At 70.2% G+C, this 14,945-nt stretch carries 14 protein-coding genes; 7 read left to right on the top strand and 7 right to left on the bottom strand.

Annotated elements, in window-relative coordinates; genetic code table 11:
* The first annotated feature begins 315 nt into the window (after nt 1-315).
* Genes AC1Q7O_RS24135 through AC1Q7O_RS24125 form a run of 3 tightly spaced genes read left to right on the top strand, consistent with a single transcriptional unit; the run spans nt 316 to nt 4,672 of the window.
* Complete coding sequence (locus AC1Q7O_RS24135) at nt 316-2,460, top strand: GDSL-type esterase/lipase family protein (protein ID WP_492662756.1); 2,145 nt, start codon at nt 316-318, stop codon at nt 2,458-2,460.
* On the top strand, nt 2,457-3,674 hold the full coding sequence (locus tag AC1Q7O_RS24130; RefSeq protein WP_492661435.1) for an AGE family epimerase/isomerase: 1,218 nt from the start codon (nt 2,457-2,459) through the stop codon (nt 3,672-3,674). The genes AC1Q7O_RS24135 and AC1Q7O_RS24130 overlap by 4 nt, the downstream gene beginning before the upstream one ends.
* A complete protein-coding gene (locus AC1Q7O_RS24125) occupies nt 3,671-4,672 on the top strand; it encodes a glycoside hydrolase family 5 protein (protein ID WP_492661436.1) in 1,002 nt (333 codons plus the stop codon). Before AC1Q7O_RS24130 ends, AC1Q7O_RS24125 begins: the two co-directional genes overlap by 4 nt.
* On the opposite strand, the gene AC1Q7O_RS24120 is transcribed toward AC1Q7O_RS24125, so the two are convergent.
* The 4 genes from AC1Q7O_RS24120 to orn form a co-directional block, all read right to left on the bottom strand.
* Complete coding sequence (locus AC1Q7O_RS24120; protein WP_492661437.1) at nt 4,657-5,151, bottom strand: GNAT family N-acetyltransferase; 495 nt, start codon at nt 5,149-5,151, stop codon at nt 4,657-4,659. The genes AC1Q7O_RS24125 and AC1Q7O_RS24120 overlap by 16 nt on opposite strands.
* Before the next feature lie 30 nt (nt 5,152-5,181).
* On the bottom strand, nt 5,182-6,843 hold the full coding sequence (locus AC1Q7O_RS24115; protein WP_492661438.1) for a DEAD/DEAH box helicase: 1,662 nt from the start codon (nt 6,841-6,843) through the stop codon (nt 5,182-5,184).
* A 309-nt stretch (nt 6,844-7,152) separates the two neighbouring features.
* On the bottom strand, nt 7,153-8,904 hold the full coding sequence (locus AC1Q7O_RS24110) for a bifunctional chorismate-binding protein/class IV aminotransferase (protein WP_492661439.1): 1,752 nt from the start codon (nt 8,902-8,904) through the stop codon (nt 7,153-7,155).
* 16 nt (nt 8,905-8,920) lie between these two features.
* Complete coding sequence (gene orn / locus AC1Q7O_RS24105; protein WP_492661440.1) at nt 8,921-9,481, bottom strand: oligoribonuclease; 561 nt, start codon at nt 9,479-9,481, stop codon at nt 8,921-8,923.
* 48 nt (nt 9,482-9,529) lie between these two features.
* Here orn and AC1Q7O_RS24100 point away from each other — a divergent pair, with 48 nt between their 5' ends.
* From AC1Q7O_RS24100 to AC1Q7O_RS24085, 4 genes are read left to right on the top strand one after another with little or no spacing between them, the layout of a single operon-like run.
* Nucleotides 9,530-10,801 carry a M48 family metallopeptidase gene (locus AC1Q7O_RS24100; protein ID WP_492661441.1) on the top strand — a complete coding sequence of 424 codons (1,272 nt, stop codon included), beginning with the start codon at nt 9,530-9,532 and terminating at the stop codon, nt 10,799-10,801.
* Nucleotides 10,798-11,133 (top strand): 4a-hydroxytetrahydrobiopterin dehydratase, encoded by a 336-nt coding sequence (locus AC1Q7O_RS24095; RefSeq protein ID WP_492661442.1) that lies wholly within the window; start codon nt 10,798-10,800, stop codon nt 11,131-11,133. Before AC1Q7O_RS24100 ends, AC1Q7O_RS24095 begins: the two co-directional genes overlap by 4 nt.
* Nucleotides 11,088-12,032, top strand: coding sequence for a ribosome small subunit-dependent GTPase A (gene rsgA / locus AC1Q7O_RS24090; protein ID WP_492661488.1), 945 nt, complete (start codon nt 11,088-11,090; stop codon nt 12,030-12,032). Before AC1Q7O_RS24095 ends, rsgA begins: the two co-directional genes overlap by 46 nt.
* The gene (locus tag AC1Q7O_RS24085) at nt 12,029-12,763 is read left to right on the top strand and encodes a DUF3047 domain-containing protein (RefSeq protein ID WP_492661443.1); all 735 of its coding nucleotides are present in this window, start codon (nt 12,029-12,031) and stop codon (nt 12,761-12,763) included. Before rsgA ends, AC1Q7O_RS24085 begins: the two co-directional genes overlap by 4 nt.
* On the opposite strand, the gene AC1Q7O_RS24080 is transcribed toward AC1Q7O_RS24085, so the two are convergent.
* The 3 genes from AC1Q7O_RS24080 to AC1Q7O_RS24070 all read right to left on the bottom strand — a co-directional run bounded on the left by AC1Q7O_RS24080 (nt 12,720) and on the right by AC1Q7O_RS24070 (nt 14,919).
* The gene (locus AC1Q7O_RS24080) at nt 12,720-12,995 is read right to left on the bottom strand and encodes a hypothetical protein (protein WP_492661444.1); all 276 of its coding nucleotides are present in this window, start codon (nt 12,993-12,995) and stop codon (nt 12,720-12,722) included. The two genes, AC1Q7O_RS24085 and AC1Q7O_RS24080, sit on opposite strands and share 44 nt — an antisense overlap.
* 257 nt (nt 12,996-13,252) lie before the next feature.
* Entirely contained in the window at nt 13,253-13,978 is a 726-nt protein-coding gene (locus tag AC1Q7O_RS24075) for an SDR family oxidoreductase (protein WP_492661445.1), read from the bottom strand.
* Nucleotides 13,978-14,919 carry a CsgG/HfaB family protein gene (locus tag AC1Q7O_RS24070; protein ID WP_492661446.1) on the bottom strand — a complete coding sequence of 314 codons (942 nt, stop codon included), beginning with the start codon at nt 14,917-14,919 and terminating at the stop codon, nt 13,978-13,980. Before AC1Q7O_RS24070 ends, AC1Q7O_RS24075 begins: the two co-directional genes overlap by 1 nt.
* Nucleotides 14,920-14,945: the final 26 nt, after the last annotated feature.

Here is a 14,945-nt window from a genome sequence, read left to right as displayed (position 1 = left end):
CGCCACGGGCAAAGCTAAACATTGTTTTGTTGCGCATTCTGTTTCTCTGCTTTTGCGTCCGCACTCGGGGATAGTCCCGATGTTTTATGGACAACACAGGCGGCGCCACCCGTAAAACCACGCCCATAATCACAAACGTTTAGTAAACAAATAGAGACAACGTGACCTCACCGGCCACGCTCCCGCCCCGCCGTCCAAGCCCCGCCGTCGCGGGCGACTTCGAGACGCAGCCACCGGCCCGCCCGCGTAGGCTTGCCGCGGGCGGCCCGGCAGGCACAACCAAGGGCTGACATGAACTGGCTGAAAGGATTCGGATTGGCTTTGTCCCTGATGCTGCCCACCGCCGGGCAGGCCGCCGCGGACGAGCGGCTGCAGGCCGTCATGCGCCGGCTGGAGGCCGGCGACGCCATCACGCTGGCCACCGTCGGCGGCTCCATCACGACGGGCTACGCCGCCCAGCCACCGCGCGAACGCGGCTGGGCCGCGCTGCTGGCCAGGTCGCTGGGCCCGAAGGTGAAGCTGGTGAACGCCGGCGTCAGCGGCACCGACTCGGCCGCCGCCGTGCAGCGCCTGCAGGCCCAGGTGCTGGACGCGCAGCCCGACCTCGTCATCGTCGAGTTCGGCGTCAACGACCAGTGGCTGGACCCCGCCGTGCGCGGCAGCAGCTATGAAGCCATCCTGCGGCGGCTGCTGACGGCGAAGAAGGCGCCCGCCGTCGTCGTGCTGGGCCTCACGCAGCAGGGCAACCAGCCGCGCGACGCCACCGACCTGCAGTTGCAGCTCGCCGCCCACTACGGCCTGACGGCGCTGGACTTCGGCCGCTGGATGCAGGCCCGCGTCGACGCCGGCGCCGACCGCTGGGCCACGCTGTACGACGAGCCCGTGCACCCCAACGCCACGGGCCACCAGCGCATCGCGCTCGCACTGGCCGAAACGCTGCGCGGCGCCAGCCATGCCACCGCCGTCGCCACGCCGCTGCCTGCCCCGCTCCACGGCCGCACCCATGAGTTCACGCGGCTGCTGACGGGCGACACGCTCAAGCCCTACCAGTCGCAAGGCTTCGCGCGCGGCGGCGAGGTGCACCCCGAGTGGCCCGGCCAGCAGCCCGGCTGGACGACGACGGCCGACGACGCCGAGGCGCGCTTCCTCGTCTACGGCAGCGAGGTGGCCGTCTTCCACGCCGAAAGCGCGCTCTACCGCAACCTCGAGGCCCGCGTGGACGACGGCCCCTGGGTCACGCTGCGCGGCCAGGTGCCGGAGCGCCAGGGCTACCTGGGCTGGCACTACAGCGTCGTCGGCCGCGGGCTGGAGCCCACCGCCCACCTGCTGCAGCTGCGCGTGAAGCGCGATGAATGGGCCGGCAGCGGCCGGCCGGCGAGCTTCCTGGCTGTCATGACGGCGGGCCTCTATCCCAAGGACTTGCGGCCCAGCGACTTCGTGCGCGAGCCGCCCACCAACCGCATGGGCCTCATCCCGGCCGACGAGGCCCGGCTGCGCTGGGTCGGCCGCGTCGGGCCGGGCGCCCTGCCCTCGTCCAAGCTGATGGCCTGGAGCGGCAGCGAGCTGCGCGCGCGCTTCACCGGCCGCGCGCTGAGCCTGGAGTTCTCGTCCACGCACTGGGGCAGCAGCCATTTCACCGTCGAGATCGATGGCCGCGTTCACCCGCTGGCCGTGCCCGGCCAGACGCTCTCGGTGTGGCGGCTGCGCGAGCCGCTGGCCGACGGCGAACACACGCTGCGCCTCGTCAAGCGCACCGAGGGCTCGATGGCCGAGGCGTCGCTGCACGGCCTGCGCCTGGCCGACGGCGGCCAGCTGCTGGCCCCGCCGCCCGCACGCCCGCTGACGCTGGCCTTCTTCGGCGATTCCATCACCGCCGGCGCCTGCAACGGCGACGTCGCCGATGACCAGTACGAGGACCTCTACCCCCATGACGGCACGCGCGCCTACGGTGCCGTGACGGCCGAGCGGCTGGGCGCCAACTACATCGGCATCGCCGTCAGCGGCATCGGCATCACGGCCACCTGGCACGACCTGCTGATGCCCGACGTGTGGGACCGCTTCGCACCGCGCAAGGACGCGGCGAAAGCTCCGCCCGAGACGCCCGCGCCGGACGTCGTGCTGCTGAACCTGGGCCAGAACGACCACGGCTTCCCCGCCTCCAAGGGGCAGCCCATCGCGGCGGACTTCGCGCCGCGCTACCTCGCCTTCGTGCGCCAGCTGCGTGGCCGCTACCCGGCCGCGAAGATCGTGCTGCTGATGGGCGGCATGTCCGCGCCACGCGAGCAGCCGGCCATCCCGCAGGCCGTGGCGCAGGCCGTGAAGACGCTGCGCGCCGAGGGCGACGCCAAGGTCTGGAGCTACCGCTTCGACGCCTTCGCCTGGGCCCACCCGCGCATCGACGTGCATGCGCAGATGGCCGATGAGCTAACCCGTTTCCTGAACACCGAGGTGCTGAAATGACCGTTCCCGACATGCGCCGCCCCGACGCGCTGTGGGCCCACATGCGCCACACGCTGGCCTTCTACGCGCCGCGCGTCAAGGACGACACCGGCGGCTGCTTCCAGTTCTTCAAGGACGACGGCACCGTCTACGACCGCCGCACCCGCCACCTCGTCAGCAGCACGCGCTTTGTCTTCAACCATGCGCTGGCGTGGCGCTGGTTCGGCGGCCCGGTGGGCGACGTGGCGCACGCGCTGGCCTTCGTCAACGCGGCGCACGCGCAACCCCAGGGCGGCTACGCCTGGGTGCTGGACTGGCACGACGGCCGCGCCACCGTCACCGACGGCACCAACCACTGCTACGGCCTGGCCTTCGTGCTGCTGGCCAACGCGCACGCGGCCGAGGCTGGCGTGCCCGGCGCGCGCGAAGGCATCGCCGCCACGTTCGAGCTGATGGAGCGCCGCTTCTGGGAGCCCGCCCACGGCCTCTACGCCGACGAGGCCACGCCCGACTGGCAGGTCGGCCCTTACCGCGGCCAGAACGCCAACATGCACTCCTGCGAAGCCATGCTGGCCGCGCACGCCGCCACCGGCGAGGCGCGCTACCTGGCCCGTGCGCTGACGCTGGCGACCTCCATCGCGCAGCGCCAGGCGTCGCTCGCCGGCGGCCTGGTCTGGGAGCACTACCGCACCGACTGGACGCCCGACTGGGACTACAACCGCGACGACAAGACCAACATCTTCCGGCCCTGGGGCTTCCAGACCGGCCACCTCACCGAGTGGGCCAAGCTGCTGCTGATGCTGGACCGCCGCCTGGGCGACGCCGCCCCCGAGTGGCTGGTGCCGACGGCCCGTCACTTCTTCGACACCGCCATGCAGCGCGGCTGGGACACCGCGCATGGCGGCCTGGTCTACGGCTTCGCGCCGAATGGCGACGTGTGCGACGGCGACAAGTACTTCTGGGTCCAGGCCGAGAGCCTGGCCGCCGCCGCGTGGCTGGCCGTGCGCACCGGCGACGACGGCTACTGGCAGTGGTACGACCGGCTCTGGGCCTACGCGTGGCAGCACTTCGTCGACCACGAGCACGGCGCCTGGTACCGCATCCTCGGGCCTGACAACGCCAAGCTCACCGACGAGAAGAGCCCCGCCGGCAAGACCGACTACCACACGATGGGCGCCTGCCAGGACGTGCTGGCCGCCCTCGGCATTCAACCTCCGCCCAAGGCCACCGCATGAAACGCCTGCTCGCCACCACACTGCTCGCCGCTGCGGCCGCCGCCCACACCGCACCGCTGGAATGGCGCGGCATCAGCCTGTCAAGCGCCGAATGGGGGGAGAAGCTGCCCTTCCCCGGCGTCTACGGCAAGGACTACGTCTACCCCGGCGTCGCCAGCACCGCCTACTACCAGGCCCAGGGCATGAACCTGATGCGCGTGGGCTTCCGCTGGGAGCGCCTGCAGCCGCAGCTGATGGGCGAACTGGACGCGGCCGAGCTGGCCCGGCTGCGCGAGTTCGTCGACGGCACGACCGCCCGCGGCCTGCACGTGCTGCTGGACCCGCACAACTACGCCGCCTACAAAAACATCCACATCGGCCGCCCCGAGGTGCCCCACGCGGCCTTCGCCGACTTCTGGCGCCGGCTGGCACTGCAGTTCAAGGACAACGCCCGCGTGCAGTTCGGCCTCGTCAACGAGCCGCGCAACATGCCGACCGAGACGTGGGCGGACGCCGCGCAGGCCGCGGTCGACGCCATCCGCAAAACCGGCGCGAAGAACCTCATCACGCTGCCGGGCAACGGCTACACGGGCGCCTGGAGCTGGTTTGAAAGCACCTGGTACGGCACGCCCAACGCCGACGTCATGGGCCGCGTGAAGGACCCGCTCGACAACATGGTGTTCGAGGTGCACCAGTACTTCGACAAGGACGGCTCGGGCACCAACGCCGAATGCGTCAGCCCCACCATCGGCGTCAAGCGGCTGCAGCGCTTCACCGCCTGGCTGAAGGCCAACAAGCGCCGCGCGCTGCTGGGCGAACTGGGCGGCGGCGCCAACGCCGTCTGCGAGCAGGCCGTGGCCGGTGCGCTGAAGCATCTGCAGGCCAACGCAGACGTCTGGACCGGCTGGCTGTGGTGGGCCGGCGGCCCGACCTGGGGCGACTACTTCCTGTCGCTGGAGCCCGAAGGCGGCAAGGACAAGCCGCAGATGCGCTGGCTCAAGCCCTACCTGAAGGACTGAAGCAGGAAACGCGCATCGGCGCCGAAGCTGGCCAGCTTGGCCCGCAACGCCGGCGCCAGCGCGGCCGGCTCGGCAAACCCCTGGCGCTGCCAGTACGGCACCGAACCCTGCACGGCCACCAGGCCCATCTGCGGCAGGTGCAGCGCCAGCGCGCGCTCCTTCAGCCGCGCCAGCAGGCGTGACGCCAGGCCCAGCGAGCGCGCCTCGGGCGCCACGGCCATGTCGTGCAGGTACAGCAGCGTGGGTTGTACGGGCCGCTCGCAGCGCGGCGCATCCAGCGCCGGCAGCGTGTCTTCGCAGACCGGCAGGCTGACCGCGTAGGCCAGCGGCTCGCCGTCATCCCGACGGGCGATCCAGCAGCAATCCAGGCCGTCGGTCACGGCCAGCTTGGCGGCGAAGGCGTCGCGACGCTCCAAAAAGTCGACGCCGTAGCAGCGCTGTTGCAGCGCCAGTACGGCGTCGAGGTCGACTGGAGTCATCGCGTGCAGATGCACGCGACTCATCAAAGATCAGCGGCCGAAGCCACCCTTGCGCGGGCCGCCCGGGCCGCGGCGCTCGCCACCGAAGGACGGGCGGTCACCGCCACCACCGAAGCTGGGCTTGCCGCCGAACGCCGGCTTGCCACCACCGTGGAAGGGGCGGTCACCACGCGGCTGGAAGCCACGGTCGTCACGGGGCTGGAAATCACCGCGCGGCTGGAAACCACGGTCTTCGCGGGGCTGGAAGCCACGGTCTTCACGCGGAGCAAAGCCACGCTCATCGCCACGCGGCTGGAAGCCGTCCTGGCGCGGTTGGAAACCCCGGTCGTCACGCGGCTGGAAGCCACGATCGCCGCCGCCATGGCCGAAGGGCTTGCCACCACCATGGTGCGGGCGGCCGCCATGGCCGTTGTCGTCGCGACGGAAGCTCTTGTTGCCGAAGCCGGGACGGCCGCCGCCGAAGTGGCCACGCGGGCCACGGTCGTCGAACGAACCTGCCGGGCGCGGCGGGAAGATGCGCGGTTCCTGCGTCTTGGGCTCCAGGCCGGCGATCTGCGACACGGGAATCGTCTGCGTCGTGAACTGCTGGATGCGGCGGATCATCGACACGTCCTCGCGCAGGCCCAGCGTGATCGCCAGGCCCTGGCGACCGGCACGGCCGGTGCGGCCGATGCGGTGGACGTAGTCCTCCGCCTTCATCGGCAGGCCGTAGTTGATGACGTGGCTGATCGTCGGCACGTCGATGCCGCGGGCGGCCACGTCGGTGGCGACCAGCACCTTCAGGTCACCGCGGCGCAGGCCCATCAGCACGCGGTTGCGCTTGCCTTGCGGCATGGCGCCGTGCAGAGGCGCCACGGCATGGCCGATCTCGGCCAGGCGCTCGGCCAGCCAGTCGGCGTCGCGCTGCGTGCTGGTGAAGACGACCGCCTGGTCCAGCTCCGGCGCAGCCAGGATGGACTCCAGCAGCTGGTCCTTGTGGTGGGGGTTGTCGGCCCAGTGCAGGCGCTGCTCGATGTTCTCGTGCGTGTCGGTGTGGCTGGCCACCTCGATGCGCACCGGCTCCTTCAGCAGCTGCTGCGCCAGTCGGCCCACGTGGCCGGCGAACGTGGCGCTGAACATCACGGTCTGACGCTCGGCGGGCGTGTTGCCGGCGATCATGTTGATGTCGTCGATGAAGCCCATGTCCAGCATGCGGTCGGCTTCGTCCAGCACCAGCATCTCGACATTGCTCAGCACGCACTTGCCGGAGTTGATGTGGTCGATCAGGCGACCCGGCGTGGCAATGAGGATGTCCAGCGGACCGGTCAGCTGGCGGATCTGCAGCGGGTAAGGCATGCCACCCAGCACCGTCGCGACCTTCAGGCCCGGGATGAAGCGGCCGTAGGTCTGCGCGGCCTTGCTGACCTGCATGGCCAGCTCACGCGTCGGGGCCAGCACCAGGATCTTGGGGCCGTAGATGACGCCCTTCTCACGGCGCTTGGTGTTGTCGCCGCGGGCGGCGAGGATCTTTTCCAGCGCCGGCAGGATGAAGGCGGCGGTCTTGCCCGAGCCGGTGCGCGACGAGACCATCAGGTCCTTGTTCGCGATGGCGGCGGGGATGGCTTGCGCCTGCACGTCGGTGGCGTTCTCGTAGCCGGAATCCTTGACGGCTTGCAGCACGGCGGGGCTCAGGCCCAGGGTCTCGAAACTCATCGTTCGTTCTTTCGTTCAGAGTCACGCCGCACGAGCAAACGCGCAGCGCCGAGGAGCGTCAGGCTCTTCGGAATCACATAAGTCGCTGGGAGATAGATCAGCTCGCGTCGTGCGGCTCGGGCTTGTTACAGCAGCCCGGGTGCGGCGCGGGGAACAGTCAGTCAAAGCGACGGCTTCATCGCCGCCGACCGATCCGTGTTCGGAGTCCGATGCCCGCGTGAATGCGATTGATCGAACGAGGTCAGAGGAGACGTGGAACACCTGGGTTGCCCCCAGGCGAAGCCGCGACTGTAGCACCGATCAGGGTTTTCACCAAATCGCAGTCAACCAACCCCGCAGGCTGTTGAAGAAGGCCAGGCCTTCGGCGCGGGCCAGGTCGTCGCGCGTCAGGCGCGCCTCCTTGATGCGCCCCTGCGCCAGCAGTTCGGCGCGCAGCACGCCAGGCAGCAGGCCGCTGTCCAGCGGTGGCGTCAGCCACTGGCTGTCGAGCTGCACGGCGAGGTTGCCGAAGCTGCACTCGGTCAGCTCGCCGGCTTCGTTCCACAGCATGACGTCGAACGCGTCGGCGGGCTTGTCGACGGCGTACAGCTCGCGGCGCGTCGTCTTGTGGGCCAGGTATTCGGCGCGCGGGCCGCGCGTGGGCATGGGCCGGTCGGCCAGCGCCAGGCGCACCGGCTCGGCCGTGGGCGTGAAGGCGAACAGCGCGTGCTGCAGCCGGCCCTCGGCATCGCAGGTCAGGCGCAGCCGCCAGCTGCCTTCGGGCTGCGCGTCGGCCACCGCCTTCAGGTAGGCACGTGCCTCCGCCAGCGAGAAACGCAGGCCGAAGTGCCGCGCCGTGCGCTGCATGCGGGCCAGGTGCGCGTCGCCGCGCAGGGGGACGCCGTTCTCCAGCCGCAGTGTTTCCAGCGCCTCGACCGGCGCCTCGGCGCGGGCCAGGAAGCGCGACTTGGCGCGCCACTCGGCGATCTCGGCGGCCGGCTCGCTGTCCAGCGTGATGGCGCTGCCCAGGCCGCAGGTCAGCGCGCCGTCGCGGAACTCGACGGTGCGGATGGGCACGTTGAACGTCGCCACGCCGCCGGGCTGGATCAGCCCCAGCGCGCCGCAGTACCAGCCGCGCGCCGTGGGTTCCAGCTCACGGATGACCTGCATCGCCCGCACCTTGGGCGCACCGGTCACGGAGCCGCACGGGAACAGCGCCGCGAACGCGTCCGCCAGCGTCAGCCCGGCACGGCTGACGGCCGTGACGGTGGACGTCATCTGCCAGACGGTGGGCAGCGCATGCAGCTCGAACAGCCGCGGCACGCGCACCGTGCCCAGCTGCGCCACGCGGCTGAGGTCGTTGCGCAGCAGGTCCACGATCATCAGGTTCTCGGCCCGCTCCTTCTCGCTGGTGCGCAGATGCGCCTGCGCGGCCTCGTCGTCGACGCGGTCGCGACCGCGCGGCGCCGTGCCTTTCATGGGCTGGGCCGCCAGCAGCCAGCTGGCCTTGGCGCCGGGCACGGGGCGCCAGTCGAAGAACAGCTCGGGCGACACGCTGGCCGCGCCCGCCTCGCGCAGGAACAGGCTGAAGCCGCCCGGCTGGCTGGCGTGCAGCGCGAGGAAGAGCTGCGCCGGGTCCAGATCGGGAGCCGCGGCGCGCAGCCGCGTCGTCAGGTTGACCTGGTAGCAGTCGCCGGCGCGGATGTAGTCGCGGATGCGCTCGATGGCCGGCGCCGCATCAGGCTCCCCATCAGCCCAGCCCAGCAGACCGGTCCAGGCGCCCTCACCTTCAGGCCAGGGCTCGGGCGCCGTGTCGTAGACGGCGAACTCGGCCAGCGGCGCAGTGGCGGCACGCGTCGCCAGCACGGCGTCGAAGGCTGCCGCCGCCTCGTAGCGCAGGCCGCCCAGCACCCAGGCGCCCGCCCGCGCCGCGGCTTCGGCTTCTGCGATGACGGCACGAACCTCGTCGAGCCGCGTCGCCCGAAGCCATCGCGCGGGCGGCGTGGCCCAGCCGCCGCGCAGGCGCTCCCCGTCCTCGCGGGCCAGCGGGTGGCGGGGGAAGTCGAAGGCGGCGTGGAGCAAGCGTCCTGCGGGCCGATCAGGCCAGGTTCAGGAACGTCGTGCGGTAATGCGCCAGCTCCTCGATGGACTCGTGGATGTCCGCCAGCGCCGTGTGCGCCTGCGCCTTCTTGAAGCCTTCCAGCGCCGACGGCTTCCAGCGCTTGGCCAGCTCCTTCAGCGTCGACACGTCCAGGTTGCGGTAGTGGAAGAAGCTCTCGAGCTCGGGCATGTAGTTGGCGAGGAAGCGGCGGTCCTGGCAGATGCTGTTGCCGCACATGGGGCTCTTGCCCTTGCCGACGTACTGCTTCAGGAAGGCGATGGTCTGTGCGGCGGCCTCGGCCTCGGAAACGGTGGAGGCCTTCACGCGGTCGATGAGGCCGCTCTTGCCGTGGGTGCCCTTGTTCCAGGCGTCCATCTTGTCCAGCGTCTCGTCGCTCTGGTGCACGGCGAAGACCGGGCCTTCGACGCGCTTGTCGAGGTTGGCGTCGGTGACGACGACGGCGATCTCGATGATGCGGTCGGTGTCCGGGTACAGACCCGTCATTTCGAGGTCGATCCAGATCAGGTTGTTGTCGCTGGGGGTGAGGGTGTCGGACATGGCGTGGCTTTCAAAAGTCGCGGAATTCTCGCAGCCTAAAATTTGCCCATGTCTCCCCTGATGTTGTCCGCCGCGTTCGCGCTCGCGCTCGCGGCCTCCACGCTCGTCAAGTTCTGGCTGTCGTCGCGGCAGGTCCGCCATGTGGCGGCGCACCGCGGCCAGGTGCCAGCGGCGTTTGCGGGCAGCGTCACGCTGTCGGCGCACCAGAAAGCCGCCGACTACACCGTCGCCCGTGCCCGCTTCGGCCTGCTGTCGCTGGCCTTCAACGCGGCGCTGCTGCTGGGCTGGACGCTGCTGGGCGGGCTGGACGCGCTGAACGGCTGGGTGCTGGACGCCAGCCGCGCGCTGCCCGCCGACTGGCAGCCCATGGGCTACCAGCTGGGGCTGATCGCCGCGTTCGCGCTGCTGAGCTCGCTGCTGGACCTGCCGTGGGAGCTGTGGTCCACCTTCCGCATCGAGCAGGCCTTCGGCTTCAACCGCATGACGCTGCGGCTGTACGTCACCGATCTGCTCAAGGGCGTGGGGCTGGCGCTGGTGCTGGGCCTGCCCATCGTGGCGCTCATCGTCTGGCTGATGGGCGCGATGGGCCCGCGCTGGTGGCTGTGGGCCTGGGGCGCGTGGATGGGCTTCCAGCTGCTGGTGATGGTGATCTTTCCCTACGTCATCGCGCCGCTGTTCAACAAGTTCGAACCGCTGGCCGACGAGGCGCTGAAGGAACGCGTCGAGCGGCTGATGGCCAAGTGCGGCTTCGCATCCAAGGGCTTGTTCGTCATGGACGGCAGCCTGCGCTCGGCGCACGGCAACGCCTACTTCAGCGGCTTCGGCCCGGCCAAGCGCGTGGTGTTCTTCGACACGCTGCTGGCCAAACTCAACGGCGGCGAGGTGGAGGCCGTGCTCGCGCACGAGCTGGGCCACTTCAAGCACCGGCACATCACCAAGCGCATCGCGCTGGCGTTCGCGATGAGCCTGGCCGGCTTTGCGCTGCTGGGCTGGCTGGCGCAACAGCCTGCCTTCTACCTGGGCCTGGGCGTGCAGCCGAGCTTGAGCGCGCCCAACGACGCGCTCGCGCTGCTGCTGTTCATGCTGGCCGGGCCGGTGTTCGGCTTCTTCGTGACGCCGCTGGCCAGCCACTTCTCGCGCCGCGACGAGTTCCAGGCCGATGCCTACGCCCGCGCGCAGGCCAGTGGTGCCGACCTGTCCTCCGCGCTGCTGAAGCTGCACGAGGACAACGCCGGCACGCTGACGCCCGATCCGGTCTACGCCCGCTTCTACTACTCCCACCCGCCGGCCGCCGAGCGCCTGGCCGCCCTCGCCTCATGAACGACCTGCTGCTTGCCCAATGTGACCCCAAGGCCCCGCTGCTGGACGCCGACACGCGCACCCGCGTGCTGGCCACCCTGCCCGGCTGGCTGCCGGATGCGGAGAACAAGCTCATCGGCCGCCGCTTCGGCTTCGACAACTTCTACCAGGTGATGGCCTTCGTCGACGCCGTCGCCGAGATCGCCCATGCGCAGGACCACCACCCGGAGATGCTGGTGGGCTACAACGCCTGCACCGTCAGCTACACCACCCATTCGCGCGGCGGGCTGACGCTGAACGACGCGATCTGTGCGGCGCAGGTGAGCGCGCTGCCGGAAGCGTCGGCTGCATGAGCCGTTTCAGCAACCTGGACCTGGGCCTGGTCGTGCGCGGCCATGGCCGCCACTACATCGTCGAGGACACCGACGGCAAACGCCTCGTCTGCCACCCGCGCGGCAAGAAGAGCGACGCGGTCGTCGGTGACCAGGTGCGCTTTGCCGAGTCGGGTGACGAAGGCGTCATCGAGGCCGTCGAGCCGCGGCGCAACCTGCTGTTCCGCCAGGACGAGTGGAAGACCAAGAGCTTCGCCGCCAACCTGGACCAGTTGCTGGTGCTCGTCGCCGTCGAGCCCGTCTTCAGCGAATCGCAACTGGCCCGCTCGCTGATCGCCGCCGAGTCCGCCGGCATCCGCATGGCCATCGCGCTGAACAAGACCGACCTGCCCGGCACCGATTCAGCCCGCGAGCGCCTCGCCCCCTATCGCGCGATGGGCCTGAAGATGTTCGAGGTCGCGCTGAAGGCCGACCGCGAGGGCTCCCGCACCACGCTGGAACCGTGGCTGGCCCACCAGCGCACCTTCGTGCTGGGCCCCAGCGGCACGGGCAAGAGCACGGCGATCAACTTGCTCGTGAAGGACGCGCAGGCCCAGGTCGGCGAGATCTCGCAGGCGCTGAACTCCGGCCGCCACACCACCACCACGACGCAGTGGTACTGGACCGATGACACGCGCCAGACCGCGCTCATCGACTCGCCCGGCTTCCAGGAATTCGGCCTGCGCCAGATCGCCGCCGCCGACCTGTGGCGCTTCATGCCCGACCTGCGCGAGCACGCCGACTGCCGCTTCGCCAACTGTTCACATATTCACGAACCCGGCTGCGGCGTGCGCGCCGCGGTCGATCAGGGCTTGATCAGCGCGAGCAGGTACCGCATATATGGCGAGATCCTCGAAGAACTCCAACGCAAGTCCTGGTGAAGACCGCTTTTCTGACCCTCTGCGCCGCCCTGCTGCTCACGGCCTGCGCCACGCCCCCCGCCCCGCCGCCACCCACCGCCGAGGGCTGGCAGCCGCTGGCGTTGCCCGGCAAGAAGGCCACGCTGTACCGCTGGACCGAGAAGGACGGCCGCCGCGCGCTGGAGGCCTCGTCCGACCGCTCGGCCAGCATCTGGCGCAAGCGGCTGGAGCCGTCGCTGGAGCAGGTCGGCGAGGTGCGCTTCTCGTGGTGGGCGCAGGGTCTGATCCCCGGCGCCAACGTATCCGACGTCGACCATGAGGACGCCGTTGCCCGCGTCATCTTCGGCTTCGGCGGCGACATCGCCAGGCTGCCGCTGAAGACGCGCATGAAGTTCGATCTGGCGCAGGCGCTGACCGGCGAGGCGCCGCCCTACGCGACGCTGATGTACGTGTGGGACAGCAAGCTGCCGGTGGGTACCGTCGTCATCAACCCGCGCAGCGACCGCATCCGCAAGATCGTCGTCGACTCCGGCCCGGCCGAGCTGCGCCGCTGGCGCGACCACCAGCGCGACCTGGCCGCCGACTTCCGGCTCGCCTTCGGCGAGGAGCCGGGGCCGCTGATGTCGATGGCCGTCATGACCGACAGCGACAACAGCCGCGCGTCGGCCAAGACCTGGTACGGCGCGGTGGAGCTGAAGGCGCCTGCCCTCAGTGGCGGGGAGGCTGCAAGGGCAAGGGCGCCGGCTCCTTGACCTCGCGGGCCTCGATGTCGACGACATCGCCCGCCTCGGCCTGAGACGCCGGGCGGCGCCTCGCCCACGGATTCTGGTTCACGCGGAACTGCAGGTTGGGCTTGCGGCCCGTCAACAGGCTGGCCAGCAGGATGAGCACGAAGGCCAGCACGGCGAACAGGAAGAAGCCCAGGCCGATGACGGCGCCGACGAGCAGCAGGAACCAGCGGAAAAGCAGACGGAACAAGGACATGGCGGGATTGTGACGGCTGACGCGGGAGGCCGTGCCGCCAGCATGATCAAGTCCCTGGCGCCAGGAAAGAGGTCATGGCGGTAGCGCGCCTCCAAGCCCCATCAGACGGCGGAGTGGGGCCGAGCGCCGGGCCGCTCCCAAGCCGGCCCGTCAGGCGATGTGCTTGCGGCTCAATGCCGCAAGCATCGCCATCCCCTCGGGGGATCGACCAGGCCTGCCCGCGTTCAGCGAGGCGGGAATGGGCGAGGGGCTGACGTTCAGCCGCGCCCGACGAAAGGCATCTGCGTGGCCATGACCGTCATCGTCTGCACATTGGCCGACAGCGGCAGGCCGGCCATGTAGACGACGGCGCGGGCGACGTCCTCGACGTCCATGCGGGGCTCGACGGCGACCTGGCCGTTGGCCTGCGGCATGCCGCGCGCCATCTTCTCGGTCATCTCGGTGGCGGCGTTGCCGATGTCGAGCTGGCCGCAGGCGATGTCGAACGCGCGGCCGTCCAGGCTCAGCGACTTGGTCAGGCCGCTGATGGCGTGCTTGGTGGCCGTGTACGGCGCCGAGTTGGGCCGCGGCGCGTGGGCCGAGATGGAGCCATTGTTGATGATGCGGCCGCCGCGGGGCTGCTGCGTCTTCATCAGGCGGAAGGCCGCGCGGGCGCACAGGAAGCTGCCGGTGAGGTTGGTGTCCACCACCGCGCGCCACTGCGCCACCGGCAACTCGTCGATGGGCACGCCGATGGCGCTGATGCCGGCGTTGTTGAACAGCAGGTCCAGCCGACCGAAGTGCCCGGCCAGCGTGCCAAAGGCAGCGTCCACCTGCGCCTCGTCGGCAACGTCGGCGGGCAGCAGCAGCGCGTCGGCCAGCGTCTCGCGCAGCGGCGCCTCGCGGCGGCCCATCAGCGCGAGCGTCCAGCCCTCGGCCGCGAGTGCGCGGGCCACGGCGCGGCCGATGCCCGACCCTGCGCCGGTGACCAGCGCGACCTTCATCAGTTGCCGATCGGCGTGACCAGCGTGCGCTGCACCCAGCCGCTGAAGTTGGCCGAGTCGACCTTGACGAAGCCATCCTTGACCTCGCCGGTGGCGACCAGCTCGTCGCTGCGGTTCAGCGTGGCGACGACCTTGCCGTCGCGCGACGGCGTCGCGTAGGCCTTCACGTTGGAGATCTTGGGCGCCAGCATCTGGCCGGCGTTGATGGGCGCGCCGGCCTGCGTGGAGGCGGCCGCGTTGGCGTCGCCGGAGGCGCTGCTGCCGCGCACGAGGCTGGCCTGATCGCGGATGGTCAGCACGATCTTGTTGTAGTTGTCGAGGAAGCTGGCCGCGATGAGCTTGCCCTCGGCGGTGCTGGTGTAGCCACCCATGCCGCCCACGGCACCGCCGCCGAAGCCCCAGCCGCCGATGGAGAAGTCGGTCTTGCTGGCCTTGCCTTCTGCGGCCGCGACCTGGATGGACGAGCGCACGTCGGCGATGAGCAGGCTGGTGGACGCGTCCTTGAACTTCAGGCCGCCGGCGATGGCGCCGACGATGCCGAGCTTGCCGCCCAGGAAGCCGCCCAGGCCGCCGCTGGTGTTGGCGCCGACCTGCACGTTGGGCGTCATGACGAAGTCGGCCGCCTGCATCTGGCCCTTGCCGACGTTGGACTCCTGGCGCATCTCACCGGCCGCGGCCAGCGAGCGCTCCTGCTGCAGGTTCTGCATGGCCTGGCCACGCTCGACGACGTCGAAGCAGCCGGAGTTCTGGATCATCATGCGCAGCAGCGCGGCGGGCGAACCCAGGCCGTACTGCGACAGGTGGTTCCAGCCGTGCTGCGGCTCGGCCACGGCGATGACGCCCAGCTTCTTGGAGCACTTCTCGACGTTGGAAGCGGCGTCTTCGGCATGCACGGCGGTCGACAGGCCGGCCAGCATCAGGGCGTACAGGGTCTTGTTCATGTCAATCCTCCGGATCTTGCGAACCC

It is taken from the genome of Roseateles sp. GW823-FHT07B05, from assembly GCF_058794515.1.
This window is presented reverse-complemented; position numbering and strand designations above follow the sequence as displayed.